The sequence below is a fragment of the Bacteroidota bacterium genome, assembly GCA_030706745.1.
Taxonomy (GTDB): domain Bacteria; phylum Bacteroidota; class Ignavibacteria; order Palsa-1295; family Palsa-1295; genus PALSA-1295.
The window spans coordinates 170,140-189,464 of sequence record JAUZNX010000004.1; the positions used below are offsets into that span (position 1 = coordinate 170,140).

At 52.6% G+C, this 19,325-nt stretch carries 11 protein-coding genes; 10 read left to right on the forward strand and 1 reads right to left on the reverse strand.

What is annotated here, in order from left to right; translation table 11 throughout:
- Positions 1–4: 4 nt before the first annotated feature.
- From Q8902_07055 to Q8902_07070, 4 genes are read left to right on the forward strand one after another with little or no spacing between them, the layout of a single operon-like run.
- Entirely contained in the window at positions 5–1,036 is a 1,032-nt protein-coding gene (locus Q8902_07055; GenBank protein ID MDP4199312.1) for an acetyl-CoA carboxylase carboxyltransferase subunit alpha, read from the forward strand.
- Positions 1,037–1,043: 7 nt separating this feature from the next.
- The gene (locus Q8902_07060; GenBank protein ID MDP4199313.1) at positions 1,044–1,523 is read left to right on the forward strand and encodes a hypothetical protein; all 480 of its coding nucleotides are present in this window, start codon (positions 1,044–1,046) and stop codon (positions 1,521–1,523) included.
- A complete protein-coding gene (locus Q8902_07065; protein ID MDP4199314.1) occupies positions 1,510–2,466 on the forward strand; it encodes a DMT family transporter in 957 nt (318 codons plus the stop codon). The genes Q8902_07060 and Q8902_07065 overlap by 14 nt, the downstream gene beginning before the upstream one ends.
- 7 nt (positions 2,467–2,473) lie before the next feature.
- Positions 2,474–5,608 carry a biopolymer transporter Tol gene (locus Q8902_07070; GenBank protein ID MDP4199315.1) on the forward strand — a complete coding sequence of 1,045 codons (3,135 nt, stop codon included), beginning with the start codon at positions 2,474–2,476 and terminating at the stop codon, positions 5,606–5,608.
- Here Q8902_07070 and Q8902_07075 read toward each other — a convergent pair.
- Positions 5,605–6,474: a hypothetical protein gene (locus tag Q8902_07075; protein ID MDP4199316.1), complete on the reverse strand. Its 870-nt coding sequence runs from the start codon at positions 6,472–6,474 to the stop codon at positions 5,605–5,607. The two genes, Q8902_07070 and Q8902_07075, sit on opposite strands and share 4 nt — an antisense overlap.
- Positions 6,475–6,936: 462 nt before the next feature.
- Between Q8902_07075 and Q8902_07080 the strand changes: the two genes are divergently transcribed.
- The 6 genes from Q8902_07080 to Q8902_07105 all read left to right on the forward strand — a co-directional run bounded on the left by Q8902_07080 (position 6,937) and on the right by Q8902_07105 (position 19,259).
- Complete coding sequence (locus Q8902_07080) at positions 6,937–10,116, forward strand: hypothetical protein (GenBank protein ID MDP4199317.1); 3,180 nt, start codon at positions 6,937–6,939, stop codon at positions 10,114–10,116.
- A 461-nt stretch (positions 10,117–10,577) separates the two neighbouring features.
- Positions 10,578–11,240, forward strand: a complete 663-nt coding sequence (locus Q8902_07085) for a Ser-Thr-rich GPI-anchored membrane family protein (GenBank protein MDP4199318.1) — start codon at positions 10,578–10,580, stop codon at positions 11,238–11,240.
- Positions 11,241–11,378: 138 nt separating this feature from the next.
- The gene (locus Q8902_07090; GenBank protein ID MDP4199319.1) at positions 11,379–12,101 is read left to right on the forward strand and encodes a hypothetical protein; all 723 of its coding nucleotides are present in this window, start codon (positions 11,379–11,381) and stop codon (positions 12,099–12,101) included.
- A 215-nt stretch (positions 12,102–12,316) separates the two neighbouring features.
- Positions 12,317–15,946, forward strand: coding sequence for a chromosome segregation protein SMC (gene smc / locus Q8902_07095; protein ID MDP4199320.1), 3,630 nt, complete (start codon positions 12,317–12,319; stop codon positions 15,944–15,946).
- 9 nt (positions 15,947–15,955) lie between these two features.
- Positions 15,956–17,263, forward strand: coding sequence for a nickel pincer cofactor biosynthesis protein LarC (larC, locus tag Q8902_07100; protein ID MDP4199321.1), 1,308 nt, complete (start codon positions 15,956–15,958; stop codon positions 17,261–17,263).
- Positions 17,264–17,312: 49 nt separating this feature from the next.
- Entirely contained in the window at positions 17,313–19,259 is a 1,947-nt protein-coding gene (locus Q8902_07105) for an OmpA family protein (protein MDP4199322.1), read from the forward strand.
- Positions 19,260–19,325 lie beyond the last annotated feature (66 nt).

Genomic DNA, 19,325 nt, shown 5'->3' on the forward strand with positions numbered 1-19,325 from the left:
GACTATGGCGAAGATCGTACTCGAATTTGAAAAACCGATCGAAGAACTCGAGCAGAAACTCGAGGAAATGCGTAGCCTTTCCGAAACGGTCGATCTCACTAGTGAGATTGCCGCAATGTCCGCTAAAGTTGAAGAGCTGCGGTCGGAGATTTACCAGAACCTCACGCGCTGGCAACGCGTCCAGCTCGCACGTCATCCGGACCGGCCATATTCCCTCGATTATATCATGGCGTTGAGCCCAGATTTTGTCGAATTGCATGGAGATCGCTCTGTCCGGGACGACCCGGCAATCGTGGGTGGTTTTGGTACGCTTGACGAAATTGGGAGCGTCCTTTGGATCGGACATCAGAAAGGCCGAGACACAAAGCAAAATGTTTATCGGAATTTCGGCATGCCGAATCCGGAAGGATATCGAAAGGCACTTCGCTTGATGAAGCTGGCGGAAAAATTTGGCAAGCCCGTCATTACGCTGCTGGATACACCTGGCGCATTTCCAGGAATCGAGGCTGAGGAACGGGGACAAGCCGAGGCAATTGCGCGCAATCTCTTCGAGATGGCCCGCCTGAAAGTCCCTATTATTGTTGTCATCATCGGTGAAGGCGCCTCCGGAGGGGCGCTTGGGATCGGACTTGGCGATCGCATTTTGATGATGGAAAATGCGTGGTACAGCGTGATCTCACCTGAAAGTTGCTCTTCCATTCTTTGGCGTAGTTGGGACTATAAGGAGCAGGCCGCTGAAGCGCTCAAGCTCACGGCCATCGACATGCTCTCGCAAGGGATAATCGATCGCATTATTCCAGAGCCATTGGGTGGGGCGCATCGCGCTCCAGAAACGGTCTTTCAATCGCTTAAGGAGATTTTGATCGAGGAAATCTCTGCATTGCACGAGGTACAGCGCTTCGGGACAGCATCGAATCTCGAACGGCGCACTGAGAAGTTCGGCTGCATGGGGGTCTGGCAAGAGGAAGCTGAGGTCCTGCCAGAGACAATGCTTGCGGGTATGTCGGAAGGGTCTTCGTTGACATCGGCTAACTGATGTTGGGATGACTATCCTGTTACTTCTCATCGCAGGCTTTGCGTTTGTTGCCGTGGTGATTTTTTCCTCCACGGCTTTTGGAAGGCGGGGGACTCCCACGGCGGACCGAATGGATCTTGCTGCACGCATTTGTGAAGCCTCTGCTCGAGATGCCTTCAGTATAGAACTGGATTATAGCATCGAGAGTCTTCCTTTGCTCGATAATTTGATTGAGCGCGGCTTCGCAAGTGGGTCTGGTGCAACAGACGATACGAAACTCGTCCTCGCTGCCTATGTGGGGCAGGTGTTCGTCCGAGCAGGAAAGGCAATATGGCAGGAGGCTCGAGACGATTCGAATCCGCGATTATTGATGCGAGATAATCAGGAAGTTGTGTCGCCGTTCGAAATCATTAATCAGAAACTCCAGGCACCTGAGAGCATAAATGTTGCGGCAACTGTACGCGGATTGATTTCAACAATGGAATCGAGCAAGAATGATGCGCAGTAACTCGCGCAAAGCCCGCCGGCTCCTGCCGATGGCCGCCATCTTCTCGCTCCCGATTGTATGGGGTACGACCTTCGCCATTGTTCAGCGGGCACTTGGCGACGTGACACCAATGGCCTTCGTCGTCATCCGATTCGGTTTGGCGGGTGCATTCTTTCTCGTGATTTCCAAGCCGGCACGTCGAGGGGCCAAGTTGCTGCTCATTGCGCAGACTCCACATGAGCGTCGATTTCGCAGGGATATGATTATACTTGGGCTTGCTATTGGTGCGGGCTACATTTTTCAGACAATTGGTCTTCTGACGACCACCTCCGCTAAGTCGGCTTTTCTCACCTCGACAACGGTCATCTGGACGCCACTCTTAGCGTGGGCGATGGGTCGTGAGCGCCTCACGCCGCAACTTCTGGTTGCGGTACTGGCAACAGTTGCGGGTATTTTCTTCCTTACGCAACCACTTCGAGCCGAAGGATTCCTGATCGGGGACGGCCTTTCACTTGCTTGCGCTCTGGCGTTTGGTGTCTATATTATCGTGATCGATCGCGCAATGTTGAGGGCCAAAGAATTTGCCGCGGATGAGCATGAGGCATCGATTATGGTGACTTCTACTCAAATTATTGCCGGGACGATAATCTTTCTCATCTGTATGCCCTTGATCGAGGTTCCACGCTTTCATGCCACCACCTTTAGCGTCGGATCGCTCGTTTATACAGGGATTATCGCAACCTGCATGACAGGATATTTGCAGAGCCGCTACCAGCACCATGTGACGCCAACGACGGCCTCGATCATCTACATGCTTGAGCCGGTCGTCGCCGCTGCTATCGCTGAAATATTTCTCACTGAACGAATGGGTTTTCTTGAAATGTTGGGCGGAGGGTTAATAATTATTGGTGTAATAATTGCGCAGGTGAAATTGCCGAATACTCGGGGTTCTACAAAGAGCTAAACAAATTATGTTACGCGCGACACGTCATTCTCTCATTCGCTCATTCATCCTTTGGGCTCCATGGGCCATTTGCATGCTCTGGATTCGCCCTGCTGCGGCCCAGGTCGGCACATCGTTCGGCAAGAATAAGGTCGAATACAAACATTTTGACTGGCACTACCTCCAGTCGCCGCATTTCGATATCTACTTTTATCAGGGCGGCCGCGAGTTGGCAGAGTTTGCGGCGGATCATGCGGAAATGGCGCTTGACTCAATTGAACGCGTGATGAAGTATGACATTACGAATCGAATCGCTATCCTGATTTACAATTCTCACAACGATTTTCAGCAAACGAACGCCGTTGGAGAATTTCTACCTGAGGGAGTAGGTGGTGTCACAGAGCTTTTGAAGAACCGCGTGGTTCTTCCGTTCGAAGGGGATTTTGAATTATTCCGGCATGTCATTCATCATGAGTTGACCCACGCCGTCGTCAACGACATGTTTGTCGGAGGTACATATCAGTCCTTGCTAACGGGTGGAGGAATGGAAATTCCATCCTGGATGAACGAGGGCCTGGCGGAATACAATTCGCTCCATGGTTTGGACATCGAGACCGATATGTACATGCGTGATGCCGTGCTGAACGATGCGGTTCCGCCACTTACGCGCCTTGGCGGATATGTGCAGTATCGAGTCGGACAAACGATGTATTGGTATATCGATCAGCGATATGGCCCTGATAAAGTCGGAGAACTATTGCAGCGCATCAAGACGAGTCGTTCCGTCGAGGCTGGCTTCCGATCGACGTTTGGGATGACGATTCCCGAATTCGGCGACAAATTCCTGGAAGGCCTGAAGGTCCTATATTATCCCGACATTGCGCGCTATGCGGATCCGAATGACTATGCGGAAACCTTGGCGGACCACAAGAAGCTCGACGATTTTATGAATGTCTCCCCAGAGATTTCCCCACAAGGGGATCTCGTCGCATTCATCAGCGATCGGAGTGGGTACTACGATGTTTACGTACAGAGCTTGACACAGCCGAGCTCCATCAAAAAGATTTTGAATGGTGGCGGAGCGAGCGCGAATTTCGAAGAGTTGCATCTGCTTACGCCCGGTTTGAGTTGGTCGCCGGATGCGCGGCGCCTGGCGCTTGCCTCGAAGGCCGGCGAGACCGATGCGATTTTTTTGCTCGACGTCAATGGCGAAAATCAGCAGCGCTTGCCGAATATCGATCTCGATGGAATTCAGGGACTCAAGTGGTCCCCCGATGGCAAATATATCGCTGTTATCGGGATTAAAGACGGTCAGAGTGATTTGTATCTCTATGACATCGAGCACAAGCAGCTTCGAAATCTTACCGATGATGTCTTCGCCGATCATGAACCAACCTGGACAGCTGATTCGAAGTCGATCTATTTTACCAGTGAGCGAGAGAATAATCTCGTATCGGGTCAGTATCCCATCCAGCGTACTGCTGGTGTAAACTTCGAAAGTCCAAACCGGGAGATTTATCGCTATGACATGGCGACCAACGCTATCGTGCGGATTACCACGACGCCGAATGCAAATGAGTATTATCCTGCACTGACGCAGGATAATCATCTCTTTTATATTAGCGATGCCAATGGGATCAATAATATTTATCTGGCAAATGCCGATGGCTCGAACGCTCACCCCATCACGAATTCCGTATCGAAGATCGATCAAATCTCAATCTCGAATGATGGGACCAAGCTCTGTTTTTCAACGATGCACAAGGGCGGATACGATCTCTTTACATTACGGAATCCCATCGATCGTCACATCGATACCCTTGGTCTAACCGAATACCGTAAGAACAACGGTGGACGTCTCGTTTCTCGGATCGATACGTCGCTCAAGGCCGGCAACCAACCAGATTCAGCAAAGGGCTATGGGAATGTCGGTGTCGATTTGCATGATTATGTCTTTAGCCAGAACCCCGCTGAAGAACGTGGCACGCATGGCACGCGCGATCATCGCGCACCGGCCTCCGTCGTGACAAACTTCAAGGATTCGACCGGACACTATATCGTCCATGAATACAAGACGGTATTTTCGCCTGACGTTATCATTGGCTCTGCTGGCTATACCGGCTACTACGGTTTGCAGGGCACGACGCAGATGCTCTTCTCGGACGAACTCGGCAATCAGCAGATCTTCTTTGCCACTAATCTGATTCTGGATCTCCGCAATTCAGATTATATTCTGGCATACTACAATTTGTCGAATCGCATCAATTGGGGTTTGCAGGGATATCACAGCGCAGCCTTCTTGCAGGAAACCTCCGATCCTGATGCCCCAAACGAAATTCTTCCAATCGCCCGCTTTACTTCGACGGGTCTGGCGGGAATGGCCTCGTATCCATTGAATCGCTTTACGCGTTTCGATTTTTCGGTAACGGGTGCCCTATTCCAGAAAGATCTTATCGTTTCTGAGAATGTGCCGACGAAGAATGCCTACGCGATTTTTCCGCAGGTGAATTATGTCCATGATGACGCGCTCTACAGTTACTTCTATCCGATCGGCGGAACGCGATTTAATTTTGGCATTGCCGCTGCCCCGCAATTCGGAAGTGACTGGCTCGGATTCGTAACACCCACGATGGATCTTCGCCGCTATCTGAAGATCACGAGCACCTTCTCACTTGCGACTCGAGTGGCCGGTGCCGCAAGCTTCGGTCCCACGCCACAGCACTTCTTTATTGGCGGCGTCGACAATTGGATTAACCGGTTCTACAAAACTCAAGGCTTTCCAATCAACTCACCACAGGACTTCGCCTTTTTCACACCGGGTTTGCCGCTTCGAGGATTTGCCTATGATGAGCGGATCGGCACGCACTATGCGATGGCGAATATTGAATTGCGCTACCCATTCCCGATTAGTGTTGCAGGATTCCCGCTTGCATTCTTTGGCGATTCTTTCATCGATGCTGGAACCGCCTGGAATAATCAAGTCTATCTCTTCCAGCGGGCAGGCGATGGCAGTTGGATAACCCGCGATCTCCTGATGTCGGCCGGAACGGGTATCCGAACATATCTTCTCGGATTTTACACGCACTTCGACATTGCCTGGACCACCAATCTGGCATCGTGGTCCCATCCGAACTATATTATTTCGCTCGGCGAGGATTTCTAAATGTGTGGCTTGCCGGCGAGCGGATCCGTCCATAGATTGCTGGCCGGTGATGCTTCGAGTGCCGCTTGCGCCTCGACTTCGCGCCAGATCAACTGACACGGGAAGCGGTTCTCATTTAGCGCCCGGCAGAGTACCAGCGAGTCGAACGCATTGCCCAACTCCTGCAAGTGCTTCAGCTCCGGATAACCACGAACACCATGCAGCACCGTGAGTTGTATCTTATGCAAGTGCGCCAACTGCCCAATCGCTGCCAACTTCTGCCACTCCATGCCGTTCGTTTCGAGTGCATCGCGGGGCGAAATATCGATTGCCAGCCGCTCGATCTTCCGTTGCTGATACAGCGGAAGATTCGCCGCGAAATCGAACGTCAGGTCTACGGTCGGAATGATCTTCCGCGACGTAAACGTATCGCAATACGTCAGAAACAATTCTTCCGGCGTATCGAGTGGGAGGAAGATCCGGTAGATTCCCGCTTCCAGCATGGTACGGCAATCGTTTCGATGCCGGGGCGCTTCCGAAAGCGAAGCACACAGTGGAACATCCACGGCGGCGCGCATGCGCCGGATGAGGGCCAGGCTTTCCGCGTCCCACTGATCGCTATCGAAGAACTGAAGATTGATCATCTTCGAATTCTCTCGCCGCAGAAGCCGTGCTCGATCGACCGGGTCCTGCGAATAGATATCGCGCTCCGCGAAATGCGTCTCGTGCGCCAGGGCGCCGATTTGGCCGCCGCACAACCCGTGCTGGATCGGAATCGATGGAATGATCAGTACCATGAGTTCGCGCCCAACAGAGACGACGCGCCCAATAGTTTGTGTGGGTTTGTTCTTTTCATATTCATCCGCCGCCGCGGATTCATATTTCATAATTCATATTTTCCCAGAAAACGGGTGCCCAAAGTTAAAGTAATACTTTAACTCTCTCTTTTGAGTTGTCATTTAATGAACGCCCGGCCCGCACTCACGATTCGAAACGCCTTCTGTTTTCAATGAGCATGGGTGCCCATGACCCACGCAACTAATATAATACGCCGCTTGGCGATTGATACCTACCTTCAAAAATATATTTTCATAAATCTTCAGCCAGGCCTTGACTTATGGAAAAATAGTTTGTATATTGTCCTTTTATTGGTTCCGGTGCCCTTCACACCGGTGGTTGTTCTAAAAATATTCGCTCTGAGTTATGACACCAACTCTGCGTTCCGAAGTAGGTCATGCGTCCCCGCTTGACAATCTCCGATTTGTTGCAGTTTTCGCCTTCTTGCTGGCAGCAATGCTTGGGGGGGGGGGACAGCTATTCTTAAGGCGCAGACGCCACTCGCCAGATTCGTGCTCCCCACGAACACCACCGAAACCGCCGTCCAGCCCACGTTCCGGGTGATTACGAAGTATCGGATCGATACGAGTTCGATTCATTGGAAGCGCCTACTGATCGATGATAGTACTAAAGTTCAAGTCCCCACGATTTGCGTCCTACCCTATTCTTCATATCAATCGTTTGATACGTTAAGCTTTGCTGACACGATTTGGGCCCTAATAGCAGATACAGGAACGGGAACGATCATTAACGACACAACAATCGAATTCAAGGCTTCAACATTGCTTAATTCGCAGTTGTTTGAAGTTGTTTTAATGGGCCTCCGGGAGATTTCGGGGAGCGACACAATAAATGTCTCGGACACCGTAGCACGATTAAGGTTCACGACGATCGCTTTGCCTCCGAAGCTCATTACTATCAACGCTTTTGCGGGCAGTGCTCTCCGTATGCATGACACGGTCACCGCTCGATTCACAAGTAAGCTTGACAGTGCAAACACATCATCAGGGCCGATTCTCTCCCTTTTCGTAAGACATGCGACATTCGATACGACAAGTGATTCTCTGAGTGTCAACGACAGTACAATCGGGTCGCTTTCCTGGGTTGACGCGAATGATAGTTCAGTCGTACACACGCTGCCCACGACTCCATTCGGATTGGGCGACAATTATTTCATAAAATATGATCTCAGCGGTCTCACGGGCGATTCGACGCAGCAAGGGACATGGGATTTCAATTGCCGCAAGTCTTTTAGGCTTAATATCACTACACAGGCGACCGCCGGACTCACTTCGCTTCCAACAATCCATTTTGACCCGAGGATAAACGAGGAATACATGATCGCGGTCGATTCGTTAAACGATACAACCGCAATCCTTGACACGAATTTTGTTGGCAGGATCGTAAATGCGAATGATACGGTGACCTACGCTGCACCTGCCAGGTCGGCGTGTGCCGAATTTTGGAAATGGAGTTGTCCGGGATACCCGGCTTGGGATAACTCAACCGCGAATCCAATCGCGATATCGCTTGATCCCGACCATCTTTCTGATTTGAACCTCGTCGCTCTCTATAAGCCGATTCCACTCGATACGCTCATTGTGTCTGCCACGTGTCCAATCGGCTTCTACTGCGGCAATATTGAGATCAGGAGCGATTCGGTTGCATGCGGCGATGCTATTTCGGATACATGTGCCGACACGTGTAAGTACTATATTCAGCATCAACGGGTAGTAAGTCTCCGAGCTTACTCGAGTTCCAATCGATTTCAGTCTTGGAGTTCTTCCGATCCGAATATCGATGGTTCTACTTCGCCGTATGTGCAGTTAGTGATGAATGGTACGGAGAGCTTCGTCGCAAATTTTGCCCCTCCGCCCAGCCCGCAGCCACCGTTTGCGGACCTGTGCGCTTCAATCCAGAAGGACAATGGGCATTCGGGATGGAGTTGCAATTCGAGCATTGCGAACATTGTAATTCCAAGTTGTAACTTGTTGAGTGGGGGATGCATTAGTGTCCCCTATGGGTCATCAAACCCTGTAACCATCAAGATTCTTGATCGGACCTACGGCATTAAGAGCTATTCCGATGCTGGTGGTTTTCATGATTGGGGCGGGGTGGTGCATGACTTATATTCGGGCGGAGGCAATGGCACCTTCACATTAACGGAAGTTGCGCCAGCCAATGTTACATTCGTTGTCGCAAAATTGCGCAAAGTCACCCTAACCATTATTGTGGCGAGGACTGATAAGCTCCTGCCAAAAGGAACACTCGTGACTGGCGCAGAGCAAGGAAACTTCCAGAGCATGTGGTGTCAAGTATCCCAGCAAGATGGGAATGGCGAGGCACTGCCGTACCCTGGCGCTGCAAGCTCGCCAACCGTTCCAGACAAGATGAGCTTCACACTGGAGTATGACCTCGGTACAATAGTCAATCTTTCCCCTGGCGCGAATAACGGGTTTACTTTTTCCGGCTGGACCGGCGGAGGTACGAGTCCGTTAACATTAACCATGAGTGATAATATCACAGTCGGGGAGAATATCCAAGCAGCGTTCATGGTGGTTAGCATTCGTTTCACGCGCGATGTGGCCGTGAATGAACAGCGATGGTATGATGTAGTTGATTTGCCTGTCGATCAATGGGGTGACAATCAGGCCGACGTGTCCGCTCATCCAACTAATTCTCCAATGCATTGGGATACGACCGCTCCTCTTTCCTTCGTGGTAGAATTTAATCAGCCGATTGGAACAATCGGATCTGTTGATGGACACTACGGGCTTGCATACGAACGCTCCAAGGATTGGCGCCAAAGGCAACTATGTAGTCCGGCGGAGCCATCGTGGCATCTTAATCCTCAGGATCCATCCGGCAGCAGTATCATCGTAGATTTTGATTACGCCGGTTATCCCGACGTGTGGAAGGGTGAAGATTGCGCACTCGACATCGCAATGCACAACATCATCACGAACACGAACGGCGAACACCTTTCGAATCGAGTGCGATTGCCTTTTTCAACAGTCGGCCCTGATCTAAAGTGGGAAATTCAGTGGTTCTGGCCAATGGGCCTCTGCGACGAAAGTCTATTCGAGGTCGTGCTTGGTCTTCCAGGTTCACTAAGGAATGTCTATCAAACTGGTTTGTGGGCTTATGAAAGTTCTTCCAAGAATATTGCTCAACTTTCTCCGTTTGGCTGGCCAACTGATAAAAACCCACAAGATAGCAGCCAATATGGTTTAGTTTGCGACAAAAGCGCAGAAATAGACAAGAATTGTCTCACGGTCAATAGAGTTGCCGGTGATGGAATGCTGACGATGCGTACGGAATGTTTTACTCATGGGGGCGGATGCGAAGGCGGGAATATAAGTTCTGCAATCTCTTTCGTCCTTTGGGCCGCGGCTACAGTAGGGATGGACGGAGGCATATCGTACCTGGTTAAAACAATCGGTTTTGATGTCTTGCCCGCGGTGGTATCAAATCTGGGTCTAATATGGAGCACGTATCTAGAGACAGTCTCAAACTGGGGATGTGACAGATATGTAGGCTTTAGTTATTGGCCACCAGTCGGTCAAGCAAATTTTTGGGGATATTGGTTAAATGATGATGGGCATCATATTCCAGATCCAGATTGGGCCACCCCATACGGATACGGCGATTATGGAGCATTGAAATCCCATGTAAATGTAACCATCCAATAAAATGGTGAAGTTCAAAGTGACACTCTACATGTCTATTCTATTCGCTTTTAGTGCCTGTTCTATTCCGAACCACTTCGAAAGAAGCTATTTGGAGCGGGTTAAAAGAGCGGGAAACCATTTGAAGGTTTCAAACTCGAGCTTTGACTCAGTTTGGATGCGGGGCAGGCTATTCATTTCCAAGTATTCTGCATATCCCATAACCATCGACAACGATACACTTCTTGCAACAGCGCGTCCTTGTTTTTTCTGTGGGGGTTACGGTTACCGGATTGTTGCTTCGCATGATGGCGAGAGCGCTCACTCAATCGGCGCATTTTTTGAAATGGGTTTTTGGCATGCGTTTTATTCTGTGCTTATTCCGTACGGAATCCCTGAGAATGTAGACATTCTTGCCAGTTACATGAGAACGGACAGCTTGCCATACCCGGAATTAATTTCAAGGTAATTTACAAATATCAAGCATGACGAAAAGTACATACATCCTCATTTTTCAGTTGGCTCTGATTGTGCCAGTTGCACTCGCTCAAGCGCAATCAGTTTTCCTCACGCCGGCGGGCGGCGAGGAGATCGCGGCGGGATCGACGCAGACGATCACATGGAACAAAGATTTAGCCAAAGGTATGCTCACGCTCTCGTTGTGGGATGGTGGTCACGCGAAGTGGAACACTATCTTCGCGAACGTGCCTTCGGAGGAAGGACATATCGCGTGGTCCGTTCCTGCGAATCTCGCGGGCAAGCGGTTCCGCATCAAGCTTTCGTCAACGGACTCGCTGCATGGCTCCGGTCTCACGCGGACGTTCTTTACCATTACTCAGCCACCCCCCGCCCCTCACATTGAAAAGGCGGAGAAGTTCGCGAAGCTCTCAGCCGTTCGCGTTCATCCCAATCCCGCACGCGATCAGGCGCTGATCTGCATCGATGAGATAGCGGCTGGCGAGCCGTTCATCGCCGAAGTAGTCAGCATGACCGGCGAGCATATCGCTACGCTCTACGATGCGACGCCCGAAGCCGATCTCGGTCTGTGCCATCGTCTGGATTGCTCGCACCTCGCAGCCGGGACCTATTTCGTCCGCATCGCGAATTCGACACAGGGCCGGACGGTGAAGTTTGAAGTGGCGCGGTAGCCCCGCTTCGGTAAGCGTAATTGCTCATCGCCCCGCACGGTTGCCGTTCGGGGCGTTTCCTTTTTCGAATGTCCGGGAATGCGCCGCTATGCAACGTTCGTTTGCCGTTGCAGAATACCAGTTATCCCACACACCGCATTGTTCTCACCGTCGATCGGCCCGCTGCTTTATGGCTTCGCGCTCCTGCTGCTGTTCTTCGTGCTCATGAATGCCGACCGGCGGTTTCGTGAGCATGTGAGCCGCTCCATGCTCCGCCCTTTCAATTTTTTCGCGGACCTACGCGATCGCCGGCTGCTGCCGAACGCCCAAACGACCTTGCTGGCAGTGATCCTTTCCGGCTCGGCGGCGCTGTGTCTGGGCGCGATCCTTCGGCATGTTTATGCGCTGGAAGCGACCAGAAATGCTGCCGGACAAGTGCTGCCGGTCGGGCTGCGCTCCTGGGCGCAGTCGGAAGATGGGAGTTTCTTCGGCATGGTGCTCTGGCTCACGCTGATCGTGCTCACGGTGATTCTCTTTATGGTATTGGTGCTCCGGTTTATCGCGATCTTCAGAAAGGGCCGGATCATGATCGGGGACACGTACAATGTCGTTGTCTGGTCAGCGCTTCCCATTGTGGTGCTGTTGCCGTTCGATTTACTACTGCCCCGAATGGATGTGGAATTGAAGACAATCATACTCGCCGTGTCGATTTTGGTCGTGCTAATCCTTTGGGTGTATTACCGGCTGCTCAAAGGTGCGGGAGTGCTTTTCGATGTCTATCCGGCACGGCTGTACATTTATGGAACGTTCGCCTTGCTTGTCGTTACGATTCTTGTGCTTGGCTACCTTCAATCGCTTCATATCCTGTCGAATTTTCGATGAACGGGGATTCCGCGGATTAACGGGGATTCCCCGGATTGATTTTTGGGATTCTTCGCTTGTGATGGTTGCCGTAGGATTGCTCGAAGTGAGGTGATGAGAATCTGCGAACGGTTTTTTCAGGAAAGACTTTGCCCTGGCTTGGGTTCAAATAGCGAGCTCAATATCCTGCAATTTGTCTGGGAGATCCCCATTAATCCGCGTAATACAGGTTCTGAATGTATCTATCAAAATTAGAAATCATCGGGTTTAAGTCATTCGCGCAGAAGACTCTGCTGAAATTCGATGCCGGTATGACCGCAATTGTCGGTCCCAATGGCTGCGGCAAGACCAACGTGGTCGATGCGATCCGTTGGGCGCTTGGCGAGCAGAGAGCCAGCACGCTCCGCAGCGATCTGATGGAGAATGTCATCTTTAATGGGACGCGGACGCGCAAGCCCCTCGGCATGTCGGAAGTTTCTCTGACCATCGAGAACACGAAGGGTATTTTACCCACGGAATACCGCGAAGTGACAATCACTCGCCGATTATTCCGCTCCGGGGAGTCCGAATATTTGCTGAATAAGGCGCAGTGCCGCCTGAAGGACATTATCGAGCTCTTCATGGATACCGGCATGGGCGCCAACGCCTATTCGGTGATCGAACTGAAGATGATCGAAACGATCCTTTCGGACCGCACCGAAGAACGGCGCAAGCTCTTCGAGGAAGCAGCCGGCGTCACGAAATACAAAGCTCGCCGCAAGGAAGCGCTTCGACGGCTGGAGCAAGTCGCGCTGGATCTCTCTCGCGTGGATGATATTGTCAAGGAAGTGACGAAATCGGTCGCGACGCTGGAGCGGCAGGCCGAGCGTGCCAAACGCCACGCGGAGCTATCCGGCGAATTGCGGTCGCTCGAGATCGAACTGATCGAGCGCGAATTCGCCCAGCATATTGGGCGGATGAGTCCGTTGCGCGAGGAGCTATCCTCGGCGGCAAATCAACGCGATCAAATTACGGGCGAACTTTCGAAATACGAAGCATTGCTCGACGTACTCGAGCGCGAAGAGCACGATTTAGAAGCACAGCTTGCATCGGGCGACCGCGCTGTCCACGAAAAATCCGCGATCATCCAGCGGACCCGCGAGACGATTGTAGCTACCGAGGAGCGTCTCCGTTCACTCGCCGAACAACGTGAGCGTGCGACGACAGAGCGTGAGCGACTCATTCTCGAAAAGCAAGAACTGACCGAGCGGCTCTCCGTGATCGGCACCTCGCATGAGGAAGCGACTCGCAATCGTGCTGCGATAGAGGATGAGATGCGGGAGAAAGAGCAGATCAAGTCCCAGGCGGACGATGTGCTCCGCGCCAAACGTCAGGAATTGTCGAAGGCGCGCGATGAAGTCTATACGCTTCTGAATCTTCGCAACCAACGCTCGAACGAACTCGAGCGCCGGCGCGCCCGGTCCCACGAGATCGAACGTCGCCTGGCGCATATCGAAGCGGAACAATCCGGCATCAGCGGAAAGCGCGAGACACTCGAAACGCAAAGCACGGAGCTTGCCCGTGAACTCGAGACGGCCAATGCCGCCGTTGCCGCCGCCGAGCAAGAGGGGCTCGTGGCACAGGACCGAAAGGAGCAACTCAAAACCGAGTTAGACACGAAGCAGAACGAGTCCTTCGCATTGCAGGGCGAAATTGGCAAGAAGATCTCTAAGATCGAGTTTTTTACAAGTCTTGTGGAACAAGGCACCGGCGCTGGTGAAGCCGCGGAATACCTGATGGCTGAGCCTGGCTGGGCCTCACAAGAGCCGATCATGGTCGCCGACGCATTCACCACCGATGCGGCCTACCGCGCCGCGTTTGAAAGTGTATTAGGCGAAATCGCGTATTATCTCATCGTCCCCACAAGCCGAGATGCGTTCGAAGCCGTCGAAGTCCTTCGGCATTCACAAAAGGGCAAGGCGACTTTGGTCGCGCTCGATCGAGTGCCGGCTCCCACTGAAGCCTTGAGTCAGGGCGCGGTTTCCACTGGTGCGAGGCGCGCGCTTTCGCTTGCCAAGTTCGATGAGAAATATGGCAATCTTTTCCAACTCTTGCTGGGAAGCATCGTAATCGTCGATACGGTCGATCAGGCCTATGCCACGCTGGATGCGGATCGATCGGTCGAACGATGCGTAACGATCGAGGGTGAAGTCATTACACGTCAGGGTTTCGTCCGTGGCGGATCGCGTAAGAGCACCGAAGGCATCGTAATTGGCAAGCGCGAGCAGATCGAAGAGCTGGAGATTGAAGTCGAGAATCTGAAAGCGCAACTGGAGATTTGCGAGCAGCGCGTGGCAGAGCTCAACTCGGCATTTGAGGCGATCAATATCCGGGCAGCGGCGGCGCGAACTCGCGAGCGCGAGGAAGCGCGACGCGCCGTACAAGTGCGATCCTCCCAGGTCGAGTACGAACTGCGTCGCTCGCTCGAACAGCTTAACGCGCTCGGTGAGGAAGCGGGGCGGTTACGCAATGATCTTACTCCACTAACAGAATCACTGGCCGCGATTGCCGGTGAAGTTGCGGAGTTCGAGCGGCAGCATTCTGAAGCGATGGAGGGCGCCGCGCGTTCGCAACTCGCTGTCGAAACGGCCGAACAATTGCTCGCCGATGAATCGCGCCGCTGGACCGAGGTGCAAGTGCACTACGCGGGGCTTTCGAGTGAGATCACACGTCTGGAATCCGAGCGCCTGGGTGCCGAGCGTGCTATTGCATCGGCCACGCAGCTTGCGGAGCAACGCGTTCGCGAGCGAGAGCGCGCTGAGACCGACCACGTTGAGCATACAGCGAAGCTCGAGACGTTTCGCACAATGCTGACCGGCCTTGAAGCAGAGCTTGCCAGTGCTACCGGGCAACGCGACGAACTTGCTGAAGCCAAGCGGACCAAGCAAGCGGAAGCACATACATACCGCGAGGCCCTGCGCGAGGAACGCGCCCGTCACAATAAGACGATTGATATTACCCACGAACTTGAACTTAAGCTCCAGGAGATCGAGCAGAAGGTCCAGGCCCTTCGCGAGCGTGCCGCACAGGAGTTCGAAATCCTTTCGCTCGAACTGAAGTCGTTTGTCGAAGACGAGACCGGCACTGAAGGCGAAGCATTCAGCTTTGGAGATGCGCGCGAAAGTGTGCGGGAGCTAAAGCAAAAGATCAAGAACTTGGGAGCGGTCAATCTTTTGGCTTATGATGAATTCCAGAAGGAGAGCGAACGACTCCAATTCCTGACTGCACAGCGCAAGGATCTGAACGATGCGCAAAGGAATCTCGCAGAGACCATCGAAGAGATCAACCAAACCGCTACGCGCCAGTTTGTTGAGACATTCGAGGAGGTGCGCAAACACTTCCAGGATATTTTCCGGTCGCTTTTTGCAGAGGGTGACGAATGCGATCTCAATCTCGAAGCCGACAAAGATCCGCTCGAAGCACAAATCGAAATTACGGCCAAGCCACGAGGCAAGCGCGCTCAGTCCATCGACTTGCTTTCGCAAGGCGAGAAGACTATGACGGCAATCGCATTACTTTTCGCGATTTATCTCGTCAAGCCGAGTCCATTCTGCATCTTAGACGAAGTGGACGCACCGCTCGATGATTCAAACATCGATCGCTTCCTCACGATCATTCGCCGCTTCGCGCAAAACACGCAGTTCATCGTCGTGACGCACAACAAGCGCACGATGGCCGCCGCCGACGCGCTCTATGGCGTGACGCAGGAAGAGGACGGTCTCTCGAAGATCGTCAGCGTCCGCCTCAAACGCGAAGGGATGATCGTTCGTGGTAAAGGCGCCGAAGCGCAGGCAGTTTTGGCGGAAGAGTTGCTCGAAGCTGCATAGGAAGCCTGTATGCGTATCGCCTATTTCGATTGCTTTGCCGGTGTCAGCGGCGACATGACTGTTGCCGCAATGATCTCGGCCGGAATGCCGGTAGAGCATTTGCGCACCGAACTTGCTAAACTCCCGCTCACGGGCTACACCATCTCCACGCGCCTCCTCGAGCGGAGCATGATCTCCGCCGAGAAGTTCGATGTCAATCTCGAACATCATCATGATGAGCATGAGCATCATGATGAGCATGAACATCATAATGAAGGCCATGAGCATCACCACGATGACCATGGGCACCATCATGGCAATCATCATCATCACGAGCATCATGAGACTCATGTGCACTCGCATGGGATGAGCTATGCGGAGATCTATTCGCTCATTGGCGCAAGCACGCTTGCAGAACGAGTTCGCGCCCGGGCGCAAGCGATCTTTCATGCCATTGGAGAAGCTGAAGCGCAAATTCACAACGTGCCGCTGGAGAAGATTCATTTTCACGAAGTTGGCGCGATCGATTCGATTGTCGACATTGTCTCGGTCGCAATTGGGCTGGAGTATTTCGAGGTGGAGGAGTGTCGCTCGCGGGTTGTGCCGCTCGGCGCAGGAGGTATGATAGAGACAGCACATGGTCTTATGCCGATCCCGACGCCCGCGACACTTGAAATCCTGAAAGGGTATCCCACCGAGCTCGGTCGTGTCAGCACGGAAATGACAACGCCGACCGGCGCCGGGATTATTCGCGCCCTCAGCGGTGGGTTGCTCGCAACCAACGATCGCATTGAGCCCGTCACAGTCGGCTACGGCGCCGGTACGATGGAGTTCAAGGAAGTGCCGAATTTACTGCGAATTGTGATCGGTGAATTGAACGTGGCTCCGAGCGCGGGTGAAGCATTTCCCGATATTGATTATGTTATTCAGTTGACCACTGCGATCGATGATATGACGCCGGCCATGCTCGCTTCGGTCCAGGAGCGACTGATGGAAGCCGGTGCGCTCGACGCCTATCTTCGCTCGATTGTCATGAAAAAGGGCCGTGCCGCGCAGGAATTGGTGATTCTTTCGAGTGAGGACTTAGCTGAATCAATGCTCGGGATTCTAGCGCGCGAAACCACAACCCTTGGCGTTCGCATCGAAAAGATCGAGCGGCGCATTGCCCGCAGGAATGCCGTGCAGCTTAATCATGATGAATTTGGCCCGGTACGTGCCAAGGAGGTAGTGCGGAATGGCCGTCGGGAAACAGAAATTGAGCATGAGGAGGTGAAACGAATTGCCCGTGAGCATGGCTTATCAATGCGGGAAGTTTCCGAGCACTTCAGGCATGTGTAGAATTTGCCTTGCACATCCTGAGATTACGTAGCGTTCTTAGTTTGTTAGCATGCGCTCCCGGTTCCTGTCCATCGGATTTCTTTTGACGCTCGCGCTGTGTCCGTTTGGGACGCCCTCTGCGCGCGCGCAGTTTCTCGCGCTCCGATCGCCGTTCGAGCGCTTTACCGACTATCGTCTCATCATCGGCTGGGGTGCTTCGACGCCGCCAAATTCGCAGTGGGATGAGTTCACGCATTCCACTTGGGCGGTCACGAATAAACAGATCAACTTCAATCAATATGCTTCGATCGAGTACGGCCAGTTTCGATTGGGCTTTATGGCATACAAGTTTCCGACTTCCGTGTTGCCGTTCGTCGTATGGAATCCACAATTTCAAATCGATCGATTTGGGGTCGGCGGTGATTCCAACCGATTGGCGCTTTCGATTCGGGCCGAGAATCTCTTCGCTAAACGGGATGCGAATGAATACCTGGGCAATGGACAAAGCGACAAGAGCCGGTATCCCGATCGCAATTCTCTCTCGTTTCTCGTGACCTATTGGCTTGGCCACAATCTCGATACAAGTGACTATGCCCGGTTCCTACGAGAAGCATCAGCCGAAGATATGCGCGAAGATGTCGTGGCAGGTCCGGTGCTTCCAGGTTCTGGCAGCGAAGTGCGATACTCCACACGAAATGGCTTTAGTATCGGCTTTGGGCTTGGCTCCGGAAAGTATTCCGGCTCTGGTCCAATTTCGCGATATCTAAATTTTCTGAGCAATTACAATCCCTATACAGACAAAGGCTTTCCCGGCTTCAACCCGATGGCCCTGCTCCGGTATCGGCTACGCAATTTGATTGCACAACTCGATATTGCAGGCGATGATGTCAACATCGGAATCGTGCTTCGCAATCTGAGGCATCTGGATATTGAGACCGGATTGCTCCGGCTCGAGCATGTATTCCCTCGTTCTTCAAGAGGTCCGCACCGGCCGGAGGCATTTCTTTCGATGCGGTATGCTATCTCACTCGGCAAGCAAAGTGGCTTTTTCGAGTATGGCGATGCAATCCTGAACCAACTCGCGGATTCGGATGGCGACGGACTGACCGATCTCGAAGAGATCATGATCTATCACACTGATCCGAACAATCCGGATTCGGATGGGGATGGAATTCCGGATGGCGATGAAGTCCGAATCTACGGTACAAATCCGCTCAATCCGGATACCGATGGCGATGGGTTGAATGACGGCGATGAAGTTCATAAGTACCACACGAACCCCCGGCTCGCAGATACAGATGGTGACGGGCTCAACGATGGCGATGAGGTCCTGAAGTATCATACCGACCCTCTGTTGCGCGATACTGACGGCGATGGACTGGCCGATGGCGATGAGGTCAATAAGTACCACACTGACCCAACCAAACCCGATACCGATGGCGATGGACTAACTGACGGTGAGGAAGTGTTGACCTATAAGACCAATCCGCTATTACCCGATACGGATGGCGACGGTTTGACCGATGGCGAGGAAGTCAAAAAGATGCACTCGAATCCGCTCAACAAAGACACGGACGGCGATGGTGTTCCCGATGATCAGGATGGATGTCCGCTCGAACCGGGACCCAAGGAGAACAACGGTTGTCCGTTGGTTGCCTTTAAAGTCGGTCAGCGTATTGACTTGCCTCGCGTCGAGTTCGAGACCGGGAAGGCGACCTTGCTCGATCAGTCGTTCCCGGCGCTGAATCAATTGCTCGGACTCCTGACCAAGTATCCGACCGTCCGCATCTCGATTCAGGGACATACGGATAATACGGGTGATTCCACATTCAATCAGCGCCTCTCGGTATTGCGTGCAGCGTCCGTCAAGAGTTGGCTGGTTGATCACGGTATTCCACCATCACGTTTGGAAACCGCCGGATATGGCCAAACCCGGCCGATCACTACAAACTCTACCGACGCCGGCCGCGAGACCAATCGGCGAATTGAGTTTATTATCATCGAGTATAAGGAATAAGGGACACTCGAAAGTCACTCAAGTCGATTCCGCGAGGCTTAAAGGACTGCTGAGACCGAATCGAAA

Bases quoted from the DNA above. Each gene is read 5' to 3' on its own strand.
- Q8902_07065 (MDP4199314.1), top strand. From the start codon at position 1,510: ATGATGCGCAGTAACTCGCGCAAAGCCCGCCGGCTCCTGCCGATGGCC.
- Q8902_07070 (MDP4199315.1), top strand. From the start codon at position 2,474: ATGTTACGCGCGACACGTCATTCTCTCATTCGCTCATTCATCCTTTGG.
- Q8902_07085 (MDP4199318.1), top strand. From the start codon at position 10,578: ATGACGAAAAGTACATACATCCTCATTTTTCAGTTGGCTCTGATTGTG.
- Q8902_07075 (MDP4199316.1), bottom strand. From the start codon at position 6,474: ATGAAATATGAATCCGCGGCGGCGGATGAATATGAAAAGAACAAACCC.
- Q8902_07055 (MDP4199312.1), top strand. From the start codon at position 5: ATGGCGAAGATCGTACTCGAATTTGAAAAACCGATCGAAGAACTCGAG.
- Q8902_07060 (MDP4199313.1), top strand. From the start codon at position 1,044: ATGACTATCCTGTTACTTCTCATCGCAGGCTTTGCGTTTGTTGCCGTG.
- larC (MDP4199321.1), top strand. From the start codon at position 15,956: ATGCGTATCGCCTATTTCGATTGCTTTGCCGGTGTCAGCGGCGACATG.
- Q8902_07105 (MDP4199322.1), top strand. From the start codon at position 17,313: ATGCGCTCCCGGTTCCTGTCCATCGGATTTCTTTTGACGCTCGCGCTG.
- smc (MDP4199320.1), top strand. From the start codon at position 12,317: ATGTATCTATCAAAATTAGAAATCATCGGGTTTAAGTCATTCGCGCAG.